A 21684-nucleotide genomic window follows, 5' to 3' on the forward strand; every position below is an offset into this window, starting at 1 on the left:
ATGTATTTCATAATTGATACGAATGTACCATTGACTGCCAATAATGCGTCAAGTGCGGGGCCGGAATGTGTACGTGCTGCTATAGCCCGCATTCTTCAATTGCAAAGCGCTGAAATATTGGTCCTTGATGACAATTTTTTAATTCTACGTGAATATCAAAACAAGTTGAATACTTCTGGGCAGCCAGGGTTAGGTGATGCTTTCTTGCTATGGGCTCTACGTAATCACACCAATTCAGCTCATTGTTCTCTCGTGCATCTGCTTGTATCTATAGATGGAAACTTTACAGATTTTCCATCTGATCCTAGGCTTATTTCTTTTGACCCTTCTGACCGTAAATTTGTAGCAGCAGCACGTGCTCATCATGCAAACCCACCTATTGTTAACGCTACGGACTCTGACTGGTATCATGATCGTGTAGCTTTAACTGAAAATGGGGTTCAGTTAGAGTTTATTTGTCCACAAGAAATGACTCTAGCTCGGAGAACTTAGTTGTATAAGCTTAATATATACTCTCTATACAGCAGTACATTCAATCGAAGGTGTACGCTTCCCCTAAATATGGCCTTTAATATATCTTGGTAGTAGGTGGTATAGCAATTTCATGATTGGTGTACATGGTATCGGCAGTAGCGAAACCAAGCTTTAGCATCGTCGCTGGTATCCAGTCGATCGCGATATACGCAGAGCCAGTTCCAATGCTTCTTGGGTGCGGACCTGAGCCTCGCGTAACTTGATTTTGAGCTTGCTCGACGGGGGAGAAGTTGGGAGAGTAGAGCGGCAGAAACCACAGCTCGACGCCGCGCTGGGCAAGTTCCTGCTCCACGCCGGCCAAGTGATGCACCTACAGGTTGTCGAGTAGGAGCCGCCACGACACAACTCTGGCGCCAGCACGCGAGCTAGATAGAAGGCAAAACTACGCTTGGTCAGCGCCCCTTCCAGCACCTGCATGCCGCGCAGTCCGCCCACGCCCAACGCTCTGATCAGCGTCAGTGCCCGGCCGCGCCGCAGTGATACACCTTGGCGTACACGCTGGCTGCCGCGGGCGCGGGAGAAGCGCCGCGTATAATCCAGCTGCAGACCCGTCTTGTTAAGGAAGTAAAACCGGTGCACACCCTGGCACACGGCCACCTATTTTAAGTGCTGATGCCGGAGTAGGCGCCCCCACTCCGTGTCGCGCTCCGCCGCGTGCACGCTTTTTTGCGCCGCCAGCCCTGCTCGTTTAGCACTCGCCACACCACGCCTTGGAAAACGGGCCGCCCAGTATGGGCCGTTAGCGCCTCTCGTAGCTCGGCAAGCGTCGCGTCTGGTTGCCACTACACCTGCGTGAGGAACCAGTCCTGCCGGTCCGCATTCGGGCAGCGCGAGAGCTTAGCCACAAACGAGAGACTCACACCGAATTGTGCCGCCACCTCGTGCTACGGTCATTCCGGCTGCTGGCACGCGGCGGCGATTTTCTCGCGTAAATCAAGGGAATAAAGGGGCATCTTGGCCTCTACGCACTCGCCCTGAAAAGTGTACACTGGTCTTGAAACTGCTATAATTGCAACGTGAGTAGTAGTGCGTTAAAGACTGCCGTATGCACAAATCAGTATCAGCGAAAGGCGAACGGCAAGCTATCGGGGGCTTTCTACCGCAATTTGGCGAGTTTGCCTGGCTGGCTTACCGGCAGTTGCTGCACAACTCCCTAGAGTGGGTCCGAGTGGCCGACCCAGAGGCCCAGCAGTTAGATGACATTCTCTACGCCACTAAGACGACAGTTTTTGCCTATCAGGTCAAATGGACTATTGCCGGAGCCGCCATCTCGCTGAGTGCCTTCAGTCAACTGCTACCTTTGCTGGTGCGCAGCTGGCAGGGATTGCGCACCAAATATCAGCCGGAACATAAGCAGGTACTCGCACACCTGCTCACGAATAAGCGCCTGACCAGCAACGATAGGATTACGCACCAAAAAGCCGTTATCGGTTCTACCGCGGCATTCTTTGTCGAAGCTTGGCAACCCCTGCAAAACCGGCAGCTCGTGCCGGCCAAATGGCAACCCATACTGACCCGGCTGGCCCAGGCCAGCAAGGTCAGTTGGGCAGAGTTCGAAGAGTTTGCGGCGCACTTTATGTTTGTGCCAGCCTATCAACCCAAGGATTTCAGCGTCGTCCGGGCCGGGTACAATCAGCTGGACGGCGACCTGGACGATTTTCGCTCCTACCTGCTGGAAAGTGTAGGCCACCCCGACCGGCTGGTGCAGCTAACCCGAAGCCATCTTATTTCGGCACTAGGCTGGCAAGCGCGCTTCGAGACAACATTCACTCACGAGTTGTTTGTCGATAAAGCCAGATATCAGCCTATTCGTGGCACCATCGCGCAACTGGAAGCAAAGCTAGCTGCCCACTCGGGTGGTTATCTATTTTTGACCGGTACGCCGGGAGCAGGCAAGTCAACGCTACTCACGCAGTGGGCAGATGAACGACGGACGCGCTTCCTTTTGGAGCGAATCATTCGCTACTTCGCTTTTGATTTCAACAATCCGGAGAAGAATTACCACGCTCGGGGCGATTCTACAGCTTTCTTCTTCGATTTGGTCTTTCAGATTAAAACCGAGGGTATCTACCCTCGTGATGTGCTGCCATACCCGAATTTGGCTTTCCTACGGGGGGTATTCTACGAGCAGCTGCGGCTGTTGGGCGAAGACTTTGCACGGGATGGACGGCGCACCATCCTGCTTATCGACGGGCTCGACCATGTGCCCCGGGAGTATACCAAAGCGGCGCATAGCCTGTTGGACGAATTGCCCCTGCCAGCGACATTGCCTGACGGAGTATATATAGTCCTAGGTAGCCAGTCGTTTGAGCTAACGGACATTAGTGAGGAAATTCAGGCAAGTTGGCGGGACGAGGAACGTGCTGTAACCATCGAACCGCTGAACCGCCGGGAGGTACTGAGCTTCATTGAAGCTGCAGACCTGCACCCTGCACTAACTTCTGAGCAGCAGCGACTTATCCTCCATAAGTCGCAGGGCCACCCGCTGTATTTGGCTTACCTGCTGGAGAGAATCCGGAAGGCGGCGGACCGGGATAAGGCCTTAGTTGGCTTCGGGCGTATCGACGGCAACATCGAGGTCTACTACCGAAAAATATGGAAGGCTATTAAGCCGAAGCCGAAACTTGTGTACCTGCTAGGCCTGCTGGCGCACATCACAGGTTCTATCAACTTGGATTTTGTGCGGGAATGGCCGGTTAAGAAGGCGCTACTCCAAACGCTGGTCGATAAAACCAAGGTGCTCTTCTACATCGTAGGCGACGGCTGGACCTTTTTCCACAACTCTTTCCGGCAGTTTCTAATCCAGCAGACCACGCTGGATCCACTGACTGGCCGGCCCGACACCACCGTGGAAGCTGCTTTCCATCGGCAGCTGGCCACGTACTACGAAGTCTCGAAGGCCGAGCCAGACTGGTTGGCCCTAGGGCACTGGTTTCGGGCTGGGGACTTCGCACAGTTTCAGCGCTTAGCTACTCCCGCCCACTTTGGGAACCAACTACTGCGCTTCCGGCCGGTGGCCGACATCCGGCGCGATATCCGGCTGGGCTTGGAGGTTGCCGGGCAAACTCAGGACGTCGTAGCCCTGACGCGCTACGTCTTGATATATGCCGAGCTGGAGAGCCGCCTGCGGATGGTAGACCCATCCAATTTTGTTGACGACCTGATACAGTTGGGGCAGCCGGCCCGTGCCCGACAGTACCTACGAGAGGGCCGTACCCTGCGGGAAAGTGACGCCTTCAGCCTCTACGCAGCCCGGGTATTCTACGATACCGGTGACCACCCAGAAGCCGCCATGCTGCTGAGCCTAGCCGAGCCAGCGATGGTACAGGAGAAAGCTATCATCATCGAAAATGGCCACGATGAGGACGTTACTGAACGAACGCTGGCACGGTGGGTGGAAGTGGCAGTGCACTTCCAAGAATTACCCCGGCTGCTAACCCGGCTGAACAATATCAAGGTGCTCGATGAAACCGGTCTGCGTCGCTCAGCCGCCGAGTGGACCGTTAACCTGCGGCTTTCCCTGCTACAGGAATTGGCCACCCGGCTGGTCAACGTGCGGTACTGGGAGCAGTTAGAAGTGGTGCTGGCTGAGTTCCGCCCACCTCACGAGCGGCAGATGCAGTACTTTTTCGAGGTGCTACAAGCCGCCATTACACAGTGCTTGGCTGACGGCGACCAGCCCCGGGCCGCTCACTACCTAGCGATGCTGCTGGCGGAGTTTTCGATTGACCGGCTGCGAGGAGCGTCTCGGATATATGTAGCCGACTTGCTTTATCAGGTAAATGAAGACCCTGCCTCGTTCAGCCAGTGGCTGACAGGTGTTCCTTCGTTCCTCCTAACTGGCCGGGACTTGGATGCTTGGGATAAGACGCTAGCAGAATTCTGGCCGTTTATTCTACTGCAGAAACTGCGCTGGCTCAGTGGGCAGGGGGTATCTACGCTGGTGGCAGTACCGGCTGCTCCTTCTGGGTCAGATGAGGAACCCGTAGTGAATTTTCAGCGGCGACTAGCGCTACTGGCAGAGCTATGGGCTGAAGGGCTCGCTGGCCAACGGATAGCGACAAAAGGCTTGTACCAGCGCCTGCGGCCGCTGGTACAAGCCTTTTACGGGCTGGTGCACCACCGGCAGCGCTACGCTTACCGCCTCCTGATTCTGCGCGGAGCTTACTTCGATTTTCTGGTGCAGATCGTAGCCGTTCACGGCTCGCACGCGCTGGTCGAATTGCAGAAGCTAGTAGACCAAGAGGTTGCTGACTGCCCCCAGTGGTGGCCTGCAACCGTACAGCGCAGCCTACTGATGGCGCTGCTGGAGCACAGCTACGACCCGGTTGTGGTCAGTCAGCGCCTAGAAGGGCTGGAAAAGACGATGCTCGACGGGCAGGATGTGGATGCCCGAGTTAGAGAATGCCAGGCGCAGGCTCAATCTTGGGCGGCAGCCGGCAATCCGGCCCGCGCCGAGCACTGGCTGCGGCAGGCTCTGCAGCAGTCCATTGGCGTCGGCTACCGCAAGGACTTCCAACTCAATACCTGGCTGAGCTGGCTGCGACAGGTAAATCAGCAGCAGCCTGCGCAGGCTCCTGAACGACTGAGCTGGTTTCTGGGGCAACTACCCTTCGTGCGCGATACGACCGAAGGCGGCACGCTTTGGGAAGCGGCCGCCAGCGTGCTAGAGGCCACCTTTGCCTGGAATTTGGCCAGTGGCCTCCGGCAACTCAAGTGGCAGCTGCAGCATGGCCTGCTGGACTTTAAGGATGGGCTCGTCATGTTCCTGCTAGCCTACCTCGACCAAGCAGCGACGGCGCAGGAATACGCAGACGGGGTACACTTCTACAGCACGATTGTGCTGTGGCATGACCAAGAGGAGCGCTATCGGCTGTTGCGCAGGCTGCTGGAAAAAGGCTACACACTGCTGGGCGCTAGTCTGTTCGATACGCACTTACCATTTCTGCTGGATAGCATCATGTGCCGCGCCTTATCGGAAACGCGCCGCGGGCTGCTCAAGGAGGCAGAGGATTTCGTAACTACAAAGGGTCACGAAATAACCGATTACTACCCGGCATTTGCGCTGCCTGCTGCCACCAGCCAGGATGACAACGCGTCGCCTTCCAACGTGCTCACCGTGCAGCCAGAGTACCAAAAGATAAACGAGGTTGAGGTGCTCGCTCGCGTGAGCAGCTACGACGACCTGCTGGACCTGCTGGCGCAGGAAGACCGCGCTAATTCCTGGTTCGATTGGAGCCCGGTACTGCACCAACTAGCACCTGCGTTGACGGCCGAGCAACTGAGCACAATAGCCGACCGCCTACAAAACGACCATTACCGGGGCCTTGGTTACAGCACGCTTAGTAAGCTGGCCAAGCAGCTTGGAAACCACGCGTTAGGCCTGCAGCTCGCCGAGCGGGCCGTAGCGGCTTCCAGTCCGACCAGCTGGATGAAAGGACATGGCAAAGGTAGCCGCCTACATGCGTTCCAGATTATGCAGCAATTTGAGCCAGTGCAGGGCCGGGAGCGGGCGTTTGCTACTTTTACGCAGGATTTAATTGAGAGCGGCTATCCCAATCTCTACATTGAAAGCCTAGACGAAATTCTGCCGGTATTAAGGGCCGACTTTAGTTTGGAAGTAATCTGGGATGAGGTATTCAGCTACGTGCAGCGTCTCTTAGGCAACAGTGCGCCCGCTCCTAATCTACCTGACCTGCAAGCCAGCCCCGCGACCCTTGGTCAGGCGCTGGTGGAACTGCTGACGTATATGGCCGATTCACCCATGGCCGCCGTTAGCCAGCCCGCACGCCAGCAACTCGCAGAACTGGTCGAGCAGGGCCATGTAGAGGCAGTGCAGCACTTGCACAGCCTGAGCACGGGCTCGGAACCAAAAGCCGAGCTCTTTTTGGAGGTGCTGCTGCGGGTGCCTACGCGGGTAGCTGCGACCTATGCGGAGTTTACACCGGTCCTTACGACGCTTGCGGTCGCCCGTAATTATCAGTTGCGACAAGCTGCCCGGCAGCTGCTAAAGGCCATGGGCGCGCCCTTGCCTGCTATTGCGGCAAAGCCCTTACCAGCCACGTATCGTTTGCAATTTGCCGAACCAGGACCAAGCACGCTAAAGGGGAAAGATGTCTCCCATTTGGTGAGACCATACGAAGATGCTCTTGCTCAGCTGGCGAACCAGGCCAGCTTAAGGCCCGCTGCCCTGTACCATCGGGCAAGCATCATCATGGCCGAACTTGATGACCCAGCCCGCTGGACCGACGAGTATCAGCAAACATTGGGCATCCAATTGCGGTCCACTAGGCTGAAATACAAACTGACTTGGCCCCGGGTGGCGACCGCGCGGCGAGCTCTGCTACACGTGGTAACGGAGTTGCTGGATGCAGGGGTTGTGCCGCTCGCCGCCGAAACTGTCCCTGAGTTGCTTCTGCCCGACTATCAGGCTTATGCCTTCTCCCAGGTGCCCAAGCCGGCTTGCGTTCAGTCGCTGCAACGTGAGTATTATGGGCACTTAGCTAAGGAATGGGTCAGTCAGGTAGCGGATGCCGAGCAGCTTCGCGTCACATCCCTGCCAGTGTATCGACCAAGCTGGCTGGTCATCGGAGAGGCTACGTACCTGCATAGTTTGGACTGGAATGCCGCTACTGAGGAGTATCAGTGTCAACTGACGGCGGAAAAAGAATCTGATGAGGAACTGATAAGCCTTAACCTAGTCTTCAATTGCCCTACCGATGTCTATCATGACCTGCAGCCCCGCACTGGCGCCCTCATTATTGGTCGGGCGCAGGTTAACATTTTTACCCGGCAATCAGCTTGGCTTGCTTTTAATCCGGCGCTGGCAAAAGCGTTAGGCTGGCAGCCCTCGCCTGACAAGCTGTTTGGGTGGCAAAACCAAGATGGCGAACTATTAGTGGAGTCCGTCTACTGGATAAGCGGTAACGTGGCCATGCCCCCTCCGCATACCAAGAGCGAAGCAGGGGAGGGCTGGCTGGTCGTAGCATCCGCTAAGGCGCTGTCCCAGTTACGTCGTTTCGAACCGGTGTTGCATGTGGAGAAAAGATTGACGCGTTCCCGGAGCTATGACCAGGATATAGAGGAAGGTACAACTACCGAGCGGTACATGTATCCGGCGGACGAAGTACCCATAAGATAGAGACACTTTTCAGCCCTTCGTACGGTGCGGCAAGGCGCTAGCAACGTGACGTTTCCGACATCATCAATCAATTAGCAACAAAATTTTTAAACCATACTTTCAACCAAGGTTACTGTTGTAGCCCACAGTAGAACTTACTCACTAACCTTGTGACGCCTGCTGTCGCCATGCTTTATATACCACGGCTATTTTGCCAATATCAAGGGGGTTGATAACGGTATTTTTTGCTTCTTTCTGCATAGCCTGCACTGCATGTTGGGCTGCCCATCCGGGTTGCGCCTGCTCAAATAATGTCGCGTTGGCAATTAAGAATTCATTGAATTCCTGCTGGTCTGATCCGTTTTTGAAAACCAAGAAGGGAGAAGTCGTTCCCCTAGATTCCAGTACAGGGCGCCCATCAGCCAAAAACAATAGAAAACGTCCCTCGGCTGAGCTTGCATCATAGAAATAGTAACGTAGTTCTCGGCTCGGCAATTCGACGTAATCGACATTAGGGCCTGGCACCATGAGCCTCATTTCATCCAAGTATATATACTCTAGCTCAAACAATGTTGTCGAGTTCAACTTGAAGGTAGCCGTGCCGAGAAAAGACTTCTTATTGGTGAAAAAGTAACTGTATGGCTCCCAAAAGGGCTTTGGTTCTGAAAACTTGATTCGATAATCAGGGAAGTTCTCGTGATAGGCATAATGCTTATTGCCTAAGTCTTTGAACCATTCTTCAGGCTTACCTAGCAAATGCTTCATGCGCTCAACGGGTAGCATATCAAGTCCCAATCGCTGACGCCACATCTTTTCGACTTGGAATAATTCGGCTGACTGATTCTGAGGCGTGTTGCTGTCCCCTACACGGGTATACACATATTGAGCCTTTATCTTCCGGCCCTTATCCAGATAGTCTTCTGTCAGCAGATAAGGCTTGAATGGATTGTCAAAAATGACTAGCACGTCAATATCCTTTCCATCTAACACCAGGTTTATTAATTCGATCTCAGGTCGATACCCACCAGCAAAAGTCTGATTCCTAATGAAATCGATGTAATTAGCTTGGCTTTTCCGCCCAGATTCCCCTGGCTGTAGGCCTATGATATTAGCTCCCTTAGCGGGGTCGTCGACCCCAAAAATCAAATACCGGTTGCCCTGATATAGTGAGTTCGCTAGGCAGATTAAATCGTGCAGGAAGTCGGCCTTGTTCTCGTGGTGTTTAACCTTAAAATCCCAGTACTCGCCTTCACGCTTAGAATCGATGAGTCTTCTAATAATGGATTCAAGTGCAAATGGGCTCATAAACAGAAAACGTAATTTGTACAGAAGTTATAAGGTTACAAAGCATTCTTTTCAGACATGCTCGGCTGTGCATCATCACATCTCGCTCAACTGCGGATGATTACCAGACGCTTTTTAACGGTTAGATAACTTGCTGTTTGCAGGACAAAGTGCTAATAACAGCTTCGTTTTACACGACTTCATAGTAATACAACGGCTATTTCAGATGAACAAACGAGAGATTGAAATTAAGAAGATTGTAAACGAACTGGCACGCTGGGAGGCCCAAATTTCCAATCTAAACTCGCTCAATTTATATGATGCGAATATATTTTCCGAACACACAATATGTGTGCTATTGAACACTATATACAATTACAAACTGCACAATGTCAACATTGTACAAAAGAACTTTCCTGCCATTGACCTTGGTGACCAGTTTAACCGAGTTGCTTTTCAAGTTACTTCCACAAAAGCCACTAAAAAGATTCAGAACACGGTTGAAAGCTTTATCGCCAAAGGCCTTGCCAAAGACTATGACCAACTTTTCGTCTTAATTCTGGGAAGGAAGCAGAAAAGCTATCCTGTTTTTGATACTAAGCAGCTACTTGAATTCAACAATAGTCGGCATATCATTGACTTTCACGACCTACTGAATCATATTAGCTCGTTACCTACACCTAAGATTGAAGAGATAGGGAAGATTCTCACTTACGAGCATCCGTCTGTAGGAGCCAAGGCAGTTCGGAAGCAGAGCAGTGCTGCGAAGCTCAAAAGAAACCTAGCCCTTCGCAGTAAAATGAAGAAGAAGCTACAGCGCACAGTGCATCAAAGCGAGTGGGAGCATGCCGCTTATGAGCCGTGGATACGATTCAAGTACCATAATATCATTGTGCGCAACGTCGAAGACAGGTCTTTTCCTGAGGTGCGTGATACTCCCGCTGGACAGATGAGCTCTTGGTTTAAGGGCGAATTCTGGGATTTTTACGAAAACGGCCTTGAACTCATCTCACAGGGTGGCAGCGGTGAAGCCATTTTTGACAAGCATGGCAACTGGGACATTCTGCATTGGAATAACGACACTCGCCGCGATAATCCAGATTACACCGTCGTGCACTGCAATCAGTTCCTCAGAATCCCTTACGACTACATCGTTAGCCTAGACATGGAAGTTGACCAGTACCATGGGTATCCTTCCTTGTATGTGGAATATCTGAAAGATGGTATGCCCTATGAAGAAATTGTCTATGGTCAAGCCGGAGTGTATAAGCTTAAACAGCGTACTCGTTATTTCGACAACAACATGAGGGAGAAGCTTAAGTAGCTATTATTTTCATTCGGAAGCAAAGTCCCATTTGACCAACCTAAAATTCGTTTACACTTATTTTCTTTTGTTGTATGCCTACTAACATGCCATCTGAATCTGAATTACGGCGCATTAAGGCGAGCTTAGAGACCGATCTTGCCATTCATCAATCCGCTCAAGAAGGGCAAGCTAATTCCAAAATCCGGCGCACCAATGACGTGCTAATTGCGGAGGTTACCATTGCTTTAGCTTGGGTAAATCACCTGTTGGGAGAACCACGCACAATTTCCATAGAACAGGCGTATCTATTACCCAGAGTATAATTGCCGACTCACCAATTCACTCCGCAACCTAGGCAAAAGAGGTTCTACTTCGGTTGTAAAATGGAATAACTGCTTAATCTGATAGCCGATGGTTTGATCAGGAAAGAAATAGTTATTGCTAGTCCATAAAGCTAGGGCCAGAAAGATAAATCTCGCTTTTTTTCTGGCCCTACTTCTTGACCCAGTTTTTAAGCCGCTTTGTTAAGGAGTTGGCAGGAGAGGGCATAGGACCTGAAACTTATGACTAAATGGGCGGTGCCTAATTCCTCAACCTGTGAGTTTGAGTTAGATTCCTATAACCCATTTTGCAAGACGAGAGTAACGTACTTGCTACTTCGGGACGCTCCTGTTCTATACTTATCGCTGTATCGATGCCTGTTTCCTCGCTCGACTTGCTGCCGGTGTTCAACGCCCAGCCCGGTGCCACTTTGTTGCTCTCCCCGGATTGGGTGATTGTAGGTGCCAGCGATGACTACCTAGCCGCGACCCTCACCGAGCGGGACGTCCTGGTGGGACAGCACATCTTTGACGCCTTCCCGGACAACCCCGAGACGCCGGAGGCCAATGCCGTGGCCAATGTGCGCGCCTCGCTCGAGCAGGTGCTGGCCACCAAACAGCCGCACGAGATGGCCCCGCAGCATTACGACGTGCCCGACCCGGCCCGGCCCGGCCGGTTCGTAGAGCGCCATTGGCAGCCGCGCCACACACCGGTGCTTGATGCGCAGGGGCAGGTACAGTTCATTCTCCAATCCGTGCAGGATATTACCGCCCGCCGCTTAGCGGAGAGGCAACTATACGAGAGTCAGGTTAGTGAACAGGCGGCCCGCGCCGTGGCGGAGTTACAGCGCACCGAGTTGCAGCGCGTCTATCAAGAAGCGCCGGTGGCCATGGGCCTACTGCGCGGCCCCACCTTTGTACTGGAATGGGCGAATGCGCGCATGGGCAATATTTGGGGTCGGCCTCTGGACCAAGTGGTGGGGCGCCCGCATTTTGAGGCCCTACCAGACCTAGCCGGCCAGGGCTTCGAGCAGATCTTTACCGATGTGCTGACGACTGGCCGAACTGTTTCGCTGCAGGAGATACTGGTGCGTATCGACCAGCCTCAACAAGCCTACCAAGGCTATTTCAACATCACCTACCAACCCATCTATGAAGGGTCGGAGCGCATTACCGGCATTTTGTGTTCGGCGTTCGAAGTAACGGAGCAAGTACTAGCCCGCCAGCAGGTACAAACCCTCAATGAAGAGTTGGCTACCCTCAACGAAGAACTACGAGCCAGCAACGAGGAGTACCAAGAGGCCAACACCGCGTTGAGCGTAGCGCAGCAGGAGTTGCAGCAACTCAACCAGGAACTGGAAGTCCGCGTGCAGCAGCGCACGCAGGAGGCACTGGCCGCTGTGCAGCGCCAAGCAGAGCAGCGTGCCCAACTCTACCAGATTTTCGAAGAGACCCCCGCCGCTATCTGCATTCAACGGGGGCCCGAGCACCGCTACGAGTACGCTAACGCCGCCTACCTTTCTTTCTTCCCTGGCCGCGAATTCTTGGGTCGCCCGGTAGCGGAGGTGCTGCCGGAGACGGTTGACAGTGGCGTAGTGGCCCTGCTGGACCGGGTGTACCAAACCGGCGAAACGTACTACGGCTACGAACTTCCCTTGCTCATTGCTCAGCCGGCAGGCCCGCCGAAGCAGATGTACTTCACCTTCACTTACCAAGCCTACCGCGAGAACGGTGAGATTGTGGGTATCTCCACTTTTGCCTACGACGTAGCCGACCGAGTGCGAGTCCGCCAGCAACGCGAGGAGAGCTTTCGCCTGATGGCCAACGCCGCGCCGGCCATGCTCTGGGTAACGGACCCGAACGGGCAATGCACCTACCTAAATGCACAGTGGTACCAGTTCACGGGCCAAACGGAAGCCGAAGCGCTCGGCGTGGGCTGGACCACTGCCGTGCACCCTGATGATGCTCAGGAAGCGGGGCAAACCTTTCTCGATGCCAACACCCGGCGCGTACCATTTCATTACCTCTACCGATTGCGCCGCCGCGATGGGGAGTATCGGTGGGCTATTGATACGGGCTTACCTCATTTCACTGAAGCCGGCGAATACGCTGGCATCGTCGGCACTGTCATCGATGTGCATGAACAGCAACTCGCTGAGCAGGAATTGCAGACTCGTAATGAGCAACTCCTGCGCACCAATGCAGACTTGGATAACTTCATCTACACAGCCTCGCATGACTTAAAAGCCCCCATCTCCAACATCGAAGGCTTGCTTTACTTGCTCCGCGATGAATTGCCAACTGAGGTGGTCGAGCAAGGCAATGTGGGCCCGGCCTTACATCTTATGCAAGAGGCCATAGAGCGCTTCAAGCGCACGATCGAGCACCTGACGGAAGTATCCAAACTGCAAAAGGAATACGCTCCGGCTACCCAGGCGGTGTCGTTAGCTACGGTGGTGGAGGACGTGCGACAGGATTTGGCCCCACTTATCCAAGAAACGGACGTGCGACTGCTCGTGGACGTGAGTGACTTACCGCCCGTGCGTTTCTCGGAAAAAAATCTGCGCAGTGTGGTGTATAATCTGCTCAGTAACGCCCTCAAGTACCGCTCCCCCGACCGTTCGCTGCATGTGGATGTGCGGGCCCACGTGCGAACGGGCTACACGGTGTTAGAGGTGCACGATAATGGGTTAGGAATTGAGTCGCGGCACTTGCCCCAGCTCTTCACCATGTTTCAGCGCTTTCACACGCATGTTGAGGGGACAGGTATTGGTCTGTTCATGGTCAAGCGCATGGTTGATAATGCTGGGGGGCGTTTGGAAGTGCACAGCCAGTTAGGTGCTGGAACCACTTTTTTCGTGCACTTACCGCACGCTACGAGTACGCTGGCCAAGGAGTAAGGAACAAGCTTGATTAAATGAATCTTTCGTGAGCGTCGCTTATTGGAGCGGAGTTAAGCAGGCATCCTCAGTGCTTTCTTGACTAGGGTGGTATATTTAAGTTTGCGCGCATGCTTCCAGCCCCCAACTCGGCCGCCCAAACCAATCCGTTCGCCGCGGAAAATGCCGCCTTGCGGGAAGAGAATGAGTTGCTCCGGCAAGGGCAAAGCACTACAACGACCGACCCGCAACAAGACACCTATGCGCAAAGCCAGGTTCGCTTCCGCACGGTGTTTGAAAACTCGCCGCTGGGTCAGAAAATCATCGACCCCGACCTCACAATCCGGCAGGTAAATCAGGCCGTCGTGAATATGCTCGGCTACTCTCGCCCCGAGCAGCTGGTGGGGCGCACAATCCTGGAGTTTAGCCACCCTAATCACCGGGCCGACTGGCAGGAACTCCAGCAACGTCTGTGGACGCACAAGCTGCCCAATTTCGCTTTAGAAACGTGCTTGGTTCGGGCAGATGGTTCTTCGTTCTGGTGCCAAGTCACGTCGGTGCTTTTTCCCGATGAGGGAGCGGAACTCGGCTACACCATCCTGGAAGATATTTCCGCCCGCAAGAAGCTGGAGGATAACCTCCAGCGGGTCTATGATGCTCAGGAAACCATTCTACAACTGGCGACCCACGACATCAAGGCGCCCATCGCCCAGATCGAATTGCTCGTGGACCTGCTGCAGCGTGAGGTGGCCAGTCGCAGCGGGGCAGGGCCGCCGGCGCCCGAAATGGTGCATTACCTGGGATTGATCCAGTCTGCTTGCGCCCACGCCACCAGCCTGCTGCAGGACGTGCTGTATGTGGGGGATCTGGACGAACACGGCTTAGATAAGCAGCCCACGGATTTAAGCACATACTTGACGGCTCGACTGGCGAAGCACCACCTGACGGGTGAAGGGCAAGGAGTTCGGTTGAACCTGGACTTACCACCAGCTCAGGTGTATGGCCGCCTGCATGCGGAGAAGTTTGGCCGGGTGCTCGACAACTTACTCAGTAACGCCCTCAAATTTACTCCCGCAGGTGGTACCATCACCCTGCGCCTTACCCAGGAGAAGGGCAAGATCCGTTTCGCGGTGCAGGACACGGGCATCGGGATTCCCAGCAGACTACACGCGCATTTATTCGACAAGTTCAACCCGACACGGCGCGCAGGTCTGCAGGGGGAGACCACGACTGGCCTTGGGCTGTTCATCGCCAAACAAATCGTGGAATTACATGGGGGCCACATCTGGCTGGAGAGTCGGGAGCAAGAAGGTACTTGTTTCTTTATTGAGTTGCCGTAACAGCGGTCAGTAGTGGCAGGCAGGACCATTTACTCTGTCTGACTGCTCTCAAGGGCTATGTATGGCAGGGCAACGCAACTAGCACTTAGGCGAAGCTGCCCAGCCCGACAAATAGACCACCGACCAGCACGGCCATACCGGTGCGCAAGGCCTCTTCGCCTTCTTCCTGCGAAATGTAGTCGCCGTCGATCGTAGCGTAGCCCGGCACCACATCCTGCGTGCTGAGTGTGAACAGGTGCGAGACGATGGGCAGGGGAGTGGATGGGGTAGGGAGGCAGGCTAACATAACAGGTGTGGTAAGGCAGATGGTAGAACCGAGAAGCTTTGTAGTGCTGCAAAGCTCGCTCGCCCGCTATTCGAGCACCAGGCCACTCACGGGCTAACTGAGACTGGTACTATATTAATATACTATAATTATATGAGTGTGGATTTAGTTGTAAACCTGCTTTTGTGAGCTTAACACTAGTTGTGGTAGCATATAGTAGCTGCTCAAGCACTGCAGTTTTGTGACATTACGATTGTGACAAGCATAGAATGAGAATCAGGAACTGGTTGAAGCGTTATGTTAATGCAGTGATTGATAATAGTTTACTTAGGAACATCGGGTGTGTTTTCACGCTAATTATATAAAGAAGGAATAGCATAAAAGCGCGTTAGCTCAACGTCTGAAATGACTGATTAGGCAGGGTGAAAAGGACGTTGACCGGGGCTTATAGACTGTTGAGCTAAATCAAGGATCGACTTGTCGAATCTCAGTATGGGAGCCAATACCTTGCTACCTATCGTTTGTCGTTTGCCATCGCTCAACCGACCCTGGTAAAAATGAGCGACCCGACTATTCTTTCCTGTATGTCTTCTATTCCTGTTACGCTGGTTTCTGATTTTGAGGCGGAGTTAGTGCAGCGCCTGTACCGCCGCGAAGAAGCAGCCCTGCGTGTATTTGATAAGCGCTACGGCCGGATCCTCTACCGGGTCATCCGGTTGCTGGTTCCCACGGATGAGGAAGCGCAGGACGTGCTGCAGGAAAGCCTACTTAAGATCTGGTCCAGTTTTACTAGGTATGATGCCGGACGCGGGCGGCTTTACACCTGGGCCGTCAACATTTGCCGCCATCAGGCCGTGGATCACCTACGGTCGGCTCGCACGCGGGGCGCTGGCCGGACCACTCCACTAGAAGAGGCCCCAGTGGCAGCGCAGCGGCCGGCGCCGGCCTACGTGCCCGAGCATCTGGACGTGCGCGCCAACTTACGCTGGCTCTTGCCCGATCAACGGGTGGTGCTCGACCTCTACTACTTTCAAGGCTACACCCAGGCCGAAATTGCCGCGCATCTGGACCTGCCGCTGGGCACGGTCAAGACCCGCTGCCGGCAGGCCGTACGCCAGCTTGCGTTGTTGTATCAGGTAGCCCCGGAAGTAGTGGAACCAAGCCGGAAAAAACGGCTGCCCTATTATTCCCTGGCTCCCCACTGCGTTTGAGTTCAGTGGCCGTTGCGGTAGAATGGGGTATCTTACTAGGAATCAAACCTGAGCTCAGAACCTACCCGTATTTTCGCGGCCTGTTCTGCTTGATCTGTTCTCCTTCTGCACCTGTTCTGCTGTGTCCTATTCGCTCCCCTCTTCCGTTGCCGCCGATACGCTGCTGCATGATGTGCTGGCCGTCTCGCTGACGGGCATCAATGTCTTGCATCCTCTCTACAGTCCGGCGGGTGAGCTAGATGATTTCGCCATGGCGTACCTCAACCCGGCGGCCCAGCGCATGACGGGCCTGGCGGAAGAGCCCGGTAGCACGATGCGCACCCTCTTTCCCGATACCTTCTCCAACGGCGTATTTGCCTTCTACCGGCGGGTGTTCCAGACCGGCGCGGCCGACCGCTACAGCTTCAACTACCAGGCCGATGGCTTCGACAACTACTTCCACGTGGCCGCCCGCCGAAGTGGGGAGCTACTAATTGCGAGCTTCACCGATACGGCCGACCAGGACCGCAGTCCCGTGGAAGAAAGCTTGCGCGCGAGTCAAGCCGCCGAGCAAGCGGCCCACGCCGTGGCCGAGCAGCAGCGCCAGCGTTTCCGCGAGGTGCTCACGCAGATGCCCGCCTACATTGCCGTTTACCAGGGGCCGGACCATATCTACCAGTTCGTCAACCCCGCCTACCAGAGTTTGTTCCCGCACCGCTCGTTTCTGGGCAAGCCGTTTCGCGAAGGCACCCCGGAGTCCGTCGAACTGGGCGTCGTGGCCTTATTTGATCAGGTCTACCAGACCGGGGAGCCGGTCTACCTGCGCGAAATGGAAGGCTGGTTCGACTTTCATGGCAACGGGCAGCCGGTGCAGGTGTTTCTCAACATCTCCTTGCACCCGTTGCGCGACGTGCAGGGGCGCATCGATGGCGTGATGGACTTTACCTACGATGTGAGTGAGCAGGTACGCAGTCGCCAGCAAGTCGAGCAGCTGAATGCGGAGCTGGAAACCCGTGTGCAGCAGCGCACCCGCGAGCTGAGCGAGCAGCGGCAGCTGCTGCGCCGCATCCTGGCCCAGGTGCCGGCCTCTATTGCCACGCTCACTGGGCCCGAGCACCGCTTCAGCTTCTTCAACGAGCCCTACCAGCAACTCACGGCGGGGCGCGCTGAGCTGGACCGCACCGTAGCGGAGGCGCTGCCCGAAGTCATCGAGCAAGGGTTCATCGGGCTGCTGGACCAGGTGTATGTCACGGGCCAACCGTATGTTGGCCGCGACATCCCCATTTTACTTGACAATGCCGATCAGGGCCAGCCCGAGGCGAGCTACCTCGATTTCATCTACCAGCCCCTCTTCGATGACGCCCACCGAGTACAGGGCATCCTGGCTTTCATCCTGGATGTGACGGAGAAGGTGCGGGCCCGCGAGCAAGTGCAAAATTTGAACGAGGAACTAGCGGCTACCAACGAGGAGATGCTCGCCACCAACGAGGAACTGCTGGATGCCAACACCCGATTGTTGCGTGCCAATGCCGACTTGGACTCGTTTGTGTACGCGGCTTCCCACGATTTGAAAGCGCCCATTGCCAACATTGAAGGGCTGCTCAACGCCTTGCACGAGTATCTGCCTACCGTAGACCAGGAGCCCATGGTGCCGCGTCTGGTGGGCATGATGGAGGGTGCCATCGCCCGTTTTCAACAGACAGTGGGCCACCTCACCGACGTGTCGCACTTGCAACAGGGACAGTACAGCCAACCCATCGAGCACCTGGACGTGCCCCAGGCCCTGGAAGACGTCCGGTTGGACCTGCTGCCGCTGCTGGAAAGCAGTTGCGCCGAGCTGGTCGTTGACGTGGCGACGTGCGCGAACGTGCGCTTCTCGGCCAAGCACCTGCGCAGCGTGCTTTTCAACCTGCTCAGCAACGCTGTCAAGTACCGCGCCCCTGATCGGCAGCCGGTGGTGCAGATCCGGACCGAATGCACCCCGACGGAATTTCGCCTAGCCGTGCAGGACAACGGCCTAGGGCTGAGCGAATACCAGCAAAGCCAGCTCTTTACCATGTTCCGCCGCCTGCACACCCATGTGGAAGGCTCGGGTGTGGGCCTGTACCTGATCAAGCGCGCCGTGGACAACGCGGGCGGTACCCTTACGGTCGAAAGCCAGCTGGGCGCCGGCTCTACCTTTACTGTTACCTTGCCCCGCGCGTAGCGCCTGCCTTCCCTTATGGATCCACTGCCCCACATTCTGCTCGTCGATGACGATGCGACCACCAACTTTATTAACGAGGACTTACTCACCAAGCTCAAGGTGAGCACCCAGATTCAAGTCGCCACCAGCGGCGAGCAAGCATTAGCCTTGCTCACCCAGCCCCCGCCCTACGTGCCCACGCTGCTGCTGCTCGATGTGGCCATGCCCGGCATGGGCGGCATTGCTTTTCTGGAAGCTTTTTGCAAACTCCCACCGGCTCAGCAGGCCGCCACGGTCATCGTGGTGCTGACCACCTCCATGGATTCGCGCGACCTGAGTCGCATCGATGAGTTGCCCATCGCCGGGCTGGCCAGCAAGCCCCTCACGCGCGAGAAGATCAATACGCTGCTCCAGCTACACTTTCAGCGCCAGTTGCCAGAAGCGTAGCACGCAGGGCAAGGCCGTTGTTTACCCGAGCGGCGGAGTTGGAGGCAGTAGCTGCGTGCTACTCCGCGGCCCGTAAGGGGAGATGCGTGGAGGCGATAGGAGCTATTGCGCAAATGCAGCCTACTCTCTTACCTTGAAACGTCTTCATTCCCGTCTTTTTTTCCTTGCTTATGGCAACGCATCCCACCCGAACCAGGGTCGCGAAACCGCACCGTGATATTATTGTAATTGGGGCTTCTGCCGGGGGCGTTACGGCGCTGCTGGCCCTGGTCGAGACCCTGCCGGCAGACTTTCCGGCACCTATCTTTATCGTGCAGCACATCGGGGCTGATTCCAAGAGCGTCCTGCCGGAGGTGTTGGGCCGGGTAACCCCGCTCACGGTCAAGCATGCCGTCGATGGCGAAGCCTTTGCGGCGGGCACTATCTACGTGGCCCCACCCGACCACCATATGCTGCTGGAAGATGAGAAGGTCTTAGTCAAGCGGGGCCCGAAGGAAAACCGGTTCCGGCCCTCCATCGACGCGCTGTTTCGCTCGGCCGGCTACGGCTACGGCCCGCGCGTGATTGGCGTGGTGCTCACCGGCTACCTCGACGACGGTACTTCCGGCCTCTGGTCGGTGCAGCGCTTGGGTGGGCTGGCCGTCGTGCAGGACCCGCGTGATGCGCAATCCCCCGCCATGCCGGCCAATGCGCTGGAGTTTGTCACGGCCGACCACATTGTGCCGCTGGCTCAACTTGGTTCGCTATTGGTGCAGCTCACAGCCGAGCCCGCCCCCAAGAAGCCTCGCGTAACCAAGGCGGAGCTGGACCTGCTCGGGCTCGAGTTGGCCATTGCCAAGGCGGGCAATGCCTTCTCGTTAGGCGTCATCGACCACGGCCAGCTCACCTCGTTTACCTGTCCGGAGTGCCACGGCGCGCTCACGCAACTCATCGAGGGCCAGCTGCTGCGCTACCGCTGCCACACGGGCCATGCCTATACGGTGAGCGCCTTGCTGGGAGAAGTCACGCAGTCGGTGGAAGGGTTTCTCTACCAGGCCATGCGGGGGATGGAAGAGACGCACATGCTGCTCCGTACGCTGGAGAAACACTTTGTGCAGGCGAAGCAACCGGCCGTCGCGGACTTGTTCCGGCGCAAAGCCGAGGAATCCGGTGCCCAGGCGCGCCAGATGCACGAGGCGATTCTTACCCATGATTCACTCAGCGGTGACTTACAGTTTCAGCAGAAAGGCCACTAGGGCAGATGCAACCAATAAGTGCACTTTTTGTCCGACAAAGCCTTGCCAGTGGTCGGGCGTTGTCTTTTGTAGCACCTGTTGCCAAAGCTCACATGGCAGGTGGTATAGGGGACTTTAGTCAGGCGGCTTCCCTTTTCTACAATGGACGGGGGTAGGCCATGACCGGCAATCGGGCTGGGATATGCCCCGTAGGCAATGTATGGCAGTGCTCTGGTCAAAAGTCGCGCACTAACCTATTTTACAAGCTGTAATTCACCGTTTAAGAAACGTTACGGAGCCTAAGAGGCTCTTTTGAGCGTTGCGTTGTGAGGGGGGCAAGTATATACCGCATTCCGGGATCCGTCGTTGGAGAGGGATCGTACGGCGTTACCACCTTGGCGGGACCCCACGACCAGCATAACCGGCCATCCGCTTTTTCTCACGCCTACCCGCGTTTATGCTCGTGCCTTATCTCTCGGTTCCTGTGCTCGATTATACCCTTTCTTTTCTGAGCGCGTTGCTCGGGTGGGGCCTCTTGTGTGGCCTGCTCTGCTACCTGTTCTGCGCCGCGGCCCAGCCCCGAGCGCCCCAACGCGTGATGGCCATCCTGCTGGCGTATGTAGGCCACATGAGCCTACCCATTCTGCTGCATGGTCCGCTCTGGGCCTTTTGGTTTCCAGCACTGACGGCAACGGGTCCGGCCGCAGGGGAACCTGCCGTGGCCTGGGGGGCGAAAGTAGCAGGCCTGCTGTGGTCGTTGCTCCTCATCTATGGCCTGGGCTGGAGCACGCCGCAGCAAGCGGGCCTGCAAGCACCTCAGGCCGGCGCGAGCCGAGTAGTCGGTCCCGTTATTCTCGTGGTCGCTGGGGGCCTGTTCGTCCAAGCCTACGCGTCGCCTACGATCCTGCCCACGCGGGGGTGGCCACAGCTGCTGGCCGTCGCCACCCTGCCCGGGCTGGTGGAAGAACTCTTCTACCGCGGGGCGCTGCTGGGCATCATGAGCCGGGTATTTCCGCGCACCCTGCCGTTGCTGGGTACGCGGACGAGTTGGGGCGGCGTGGTCGGGGTGCTGCTCTTTACCCTGGGGCATGTGCTTACGTTCCCGCCCGTGTTTGCGTTCTTCTATGCGTGGGGTCACCCGTCCTCCTTACCCCCTGAGTCCGTTGCCACGCTGCTGCGGACGCTCTTTTGGCCTACCCACGGGGGCGGGCGGGAACTGGCGTATTTCTTGGTCTTGGGCACCCTCTTGTTGTGGGTGCGCGAACGCACCGGCTCCTGTTGGGCAGCCGTCGGCGCTCATTGCTTGTTGAATGCCTCGTTAGCCCTGGGGCAGGTTCTGCGGTAACCTTTAGCCAAGTCTACAGATACTTACCAGGGAGCACTCGGATTAGCAAAAAATACAAGTGCCAATTAGTACCACATCCTATTGCAATTTTGCCTTATTCCAATGCTGCGCCTATAACTAAATGTGGCTGTTGCAAAAGTCTGGAAGGTAGCAAAAAGCCCTACGTAAGCAGCCCCTTTCTGGCCACTGAACAGTTAACTAATAGCTTTCGCTGGGGCCGACCTGAATGGGCATCGACTTTTGCAACAGCCACAA

12 protein-coding genes are annotated in these 21684 nt (G+C 55.7%); 10 read left to right on the forward strand and 2 right to left on the reverse strand.

Features of this window, described 5'->3' with window-relative positions; all coding sequences use genetic code 11:
* Both G536_RS31675 and G536_RS0124720 read left to right on the forward strand, forming a co-directional pair.
* Positions 1–492 carry a hypothetical protein gene (locus G536_RS31675; protein ID WP_071837826.1) on the forward strand — a complete coding sequence of 164 codons (492 nt, stop codon included), beginning with the start codon at positions 1–3 and terminating at the stop codon, positions 490–492.
* Positions 493–1579: 1087 nt separating this feature from the next.
* On the forward strand, positions 1580–7675 hold the full coding sequence (locus tag G536_RS0124720; RefSeq protein WP_022826295.1) for a P-loop domain-containing protein: 6096 nt from the start codon (positions 1580–1582) through the stop codon (positions 7673–7675).
* A gap of 141 nt (positions 7676–7816) precedes the next feature.
* Here G536_RS0124720 and G536_RS31220 read toward each other — a convergent pair whose 3' ends face one another.
* Positions 7817–8959 (reverse strand): AlbA family DNA-binding domain-containing protein, encoded by a 1143-nt coding sequence (locus tag G536_RS31220; RefSeq protein WP_022826296.1) that lies wholly within the window; start codon positions 8957–8959, stop codon positions 7817–7819.
* Positions 8960–9164: 205 nt separating this feature from the next.
* Between G536_RS31220 and G536_RS31225 the strand changes: the two genes are divergently transcribed.
* The 3 genes from G536_RS31225 to G536_RS31235 all read left to right on the forward strand — a co-directional run bounded on the left by G536_RS31225 (position 9165) and on the right by G536_RS31235 (position 14783).
* Positions 9165–10262, forward strand: a complete 1098-nt coding sequence (locus tag G536_RS31225) for an SMEK domain-containing protein (RefSeq protein WP_157530938.1) — start codon at positions 9165–9167, stop codon at positions 10260–10262.
* Positions 10263–10938: 676 nt separating this feature from the next.
* Positions 10939–13464, forward strand: coding sequence for a PAS domain-containing sensor histidine kinase (locus G536_RS31230; RefSeq protein WP_022826298.1), 2526 nt, complete (start codon positions 10939–10941; stop codon positions 13462–13464).
* A gap of 110 nt (positions 13465–13574) precedes the next feature.
* A complete protein-coding gene (locus tag G536_RS31235; protein ID WP_022826299.1) occupies positions 13575–14783 on the forward strand; it encodes a PAS domain-containing sensor histidine kinase in 1209 nt (402 codons plus the stop codon).
* Between the two features lie 85 nt (positions 14784–14868).
* On the opposite strand, the gene G536_RS0124745 is transcribed toward G536_RS31235, so the two are convergent.
* Entirely contained in the window at positions 14869–15069 is a 201-nt protein-coding gene (locus G536_RS0124745; protein WP_022826300.1) for a hypothetical protein, read from the reverse strand.
* A 563-nt stretch (positions 15070–15632) separates the two neighbouring features.
* Here G536_RS0124745 and G536_RS29805 point away from each other — a divergent pair.
* From G536_RS29805 to G536_RS32930, 5 genes are all read left to right on the forward strand, one after another.
* Positions 15633–16259, forward strand: a complete 627-nt coding sequence (locus G536_RS29805; RefSeq protein WP_022826301.1) for an RNA polymerase sigma factor — start codon at positions 15633–15635, stop codon at positions 16257–16259.
* A 121-nt stretch (positions 16260–16380) separates the two neighbouring features.
* On the forward strand, positions 16381–18444 hold the full coding sequence (locus G536_RS31240; RefSeq protein WP_022826302.1) for a PAS domain-containing sensor histidine kinase: 2064 nt from the start codon (positions 16381–16383) through the stop codon (positions 18442–18444).
* A 15-nt stretch (positions 18445–18459) separates the two neighbouring features.
* Positions 18460–18870, forward strand: a complete 411-nt coding sequence (locus tag G536_RS0124760) for a response regulator (RefSeq protein WP_022826303.1) — start codon at positions 18460–18462, stop codon at positions 18868–18870.
* 170 nt (positions 18871–19040) lie between these two features.
* Positions 19041–20105, forward strand: coding sequence for a chemotaxis protein CheB (locus tag G536_RS0124765; protein WP_022826304.1), 1065 nt, complete (start codon positions 19041–19043; stop codon positions 20103–20105).
* Positions 20106–20712: 607 nt separating this feature from the next.
* Positions 20713–21429: a CPBP family intramembrane glutamic endopeptidase gene (locus tag G536_RS32930; RefSeq protein ID WP_281170632.1), complete on the forward strand. Its 717-nt coding sequence runs from the start codon at positions 20713–20715 to the stop codon at positions 21427–21429.
* Positions 21430–21684 lie beyond the last annotated feature (255 nt).

Origin of the sequence: Hymenobacter norwichensis DSM 15439, assembly GCF_000420705.1 — a bacterium.
Classification (GTDB): Bacteria; Bacteroidota; Bacteroidia; order Cytophagales; family Hymenobacteraceae; genus Hymenobacter; species Hymenobacter norwichensis.

Coding starts and splice junctions, on each gene's coding strand:
- G536_RS31675 (WP_071837826.1), top strand. CDS start 1: ATGTATTTCATAATTGATACGAATGTACCATTGACTGCCAATAATGCG.
- G536_RS31220 (WP_022826296.1), bottom strand. CDS start 8,959: ATGAGCCCATTTGCACTTGAATCCATTATTAGAAGACTCATCGATTCT.
- G536_RS0124745 (WP_022826300.1), bottom strand. CDS start 15,069: ATGTTAGCCTGCCTCCCTACCCCATCCACTCCCCTGCCCATCGTCTCG.
- G536_RS31230 (WP_022826298.1), top strand. CDS start 10,939: ATGCCTGTTTCCTCGCTCGACTTGCTGCCGGTGTTCAACGCCCAGCCC.
- G536_RS0124760 (WP_022826303.1), top strand. CDS start 18,460: ATGGATCCACTGCCCCACATTCTGCTCGTCGATGACGATGCGACCACC.
- G536_RS32930 (WP_281170632.1), top strand. CDS start 20,713: ATGAGCCTACCCATTCTGCTGCATGGTCCGCTCTGGGCCTTTTGGTTT.
- G536_RS0124765 (WP_022826304.1), top strand. CDS start 19,041: ATGGCAACGCATCCCACCCGAACCAGGGTCGCGAAACCGCACCGTGAT.
- G536_RS31225 (WP_157530938.1), top strand. CDS start 9,165: ATGAACAAACGAGAGATTGAAATTAAGAAGATTGTAAACGAACTGGCA.
- G536_RS31235 (WP_022826299.1), top strand. CDS start 13,575: ATGCTTCCAGCCCCCAACTCGGCCGCCCAAACCAATCCGTTCGCCGCG.
- G536_RS29805 (WP_022826301.1), top strand. CDS start 15,633: ATGTCTTCTATTCCTGTTACGCTGGTTTCTGATTTTGAGGCGGAGTTA.
- G536_RS0124720 (WP_022826295.1), top strand. CDS start 1,580: ATGCACAAATCAGTATCAGCGAAAGGCGAACGGCAAGCTATCGGGGGC.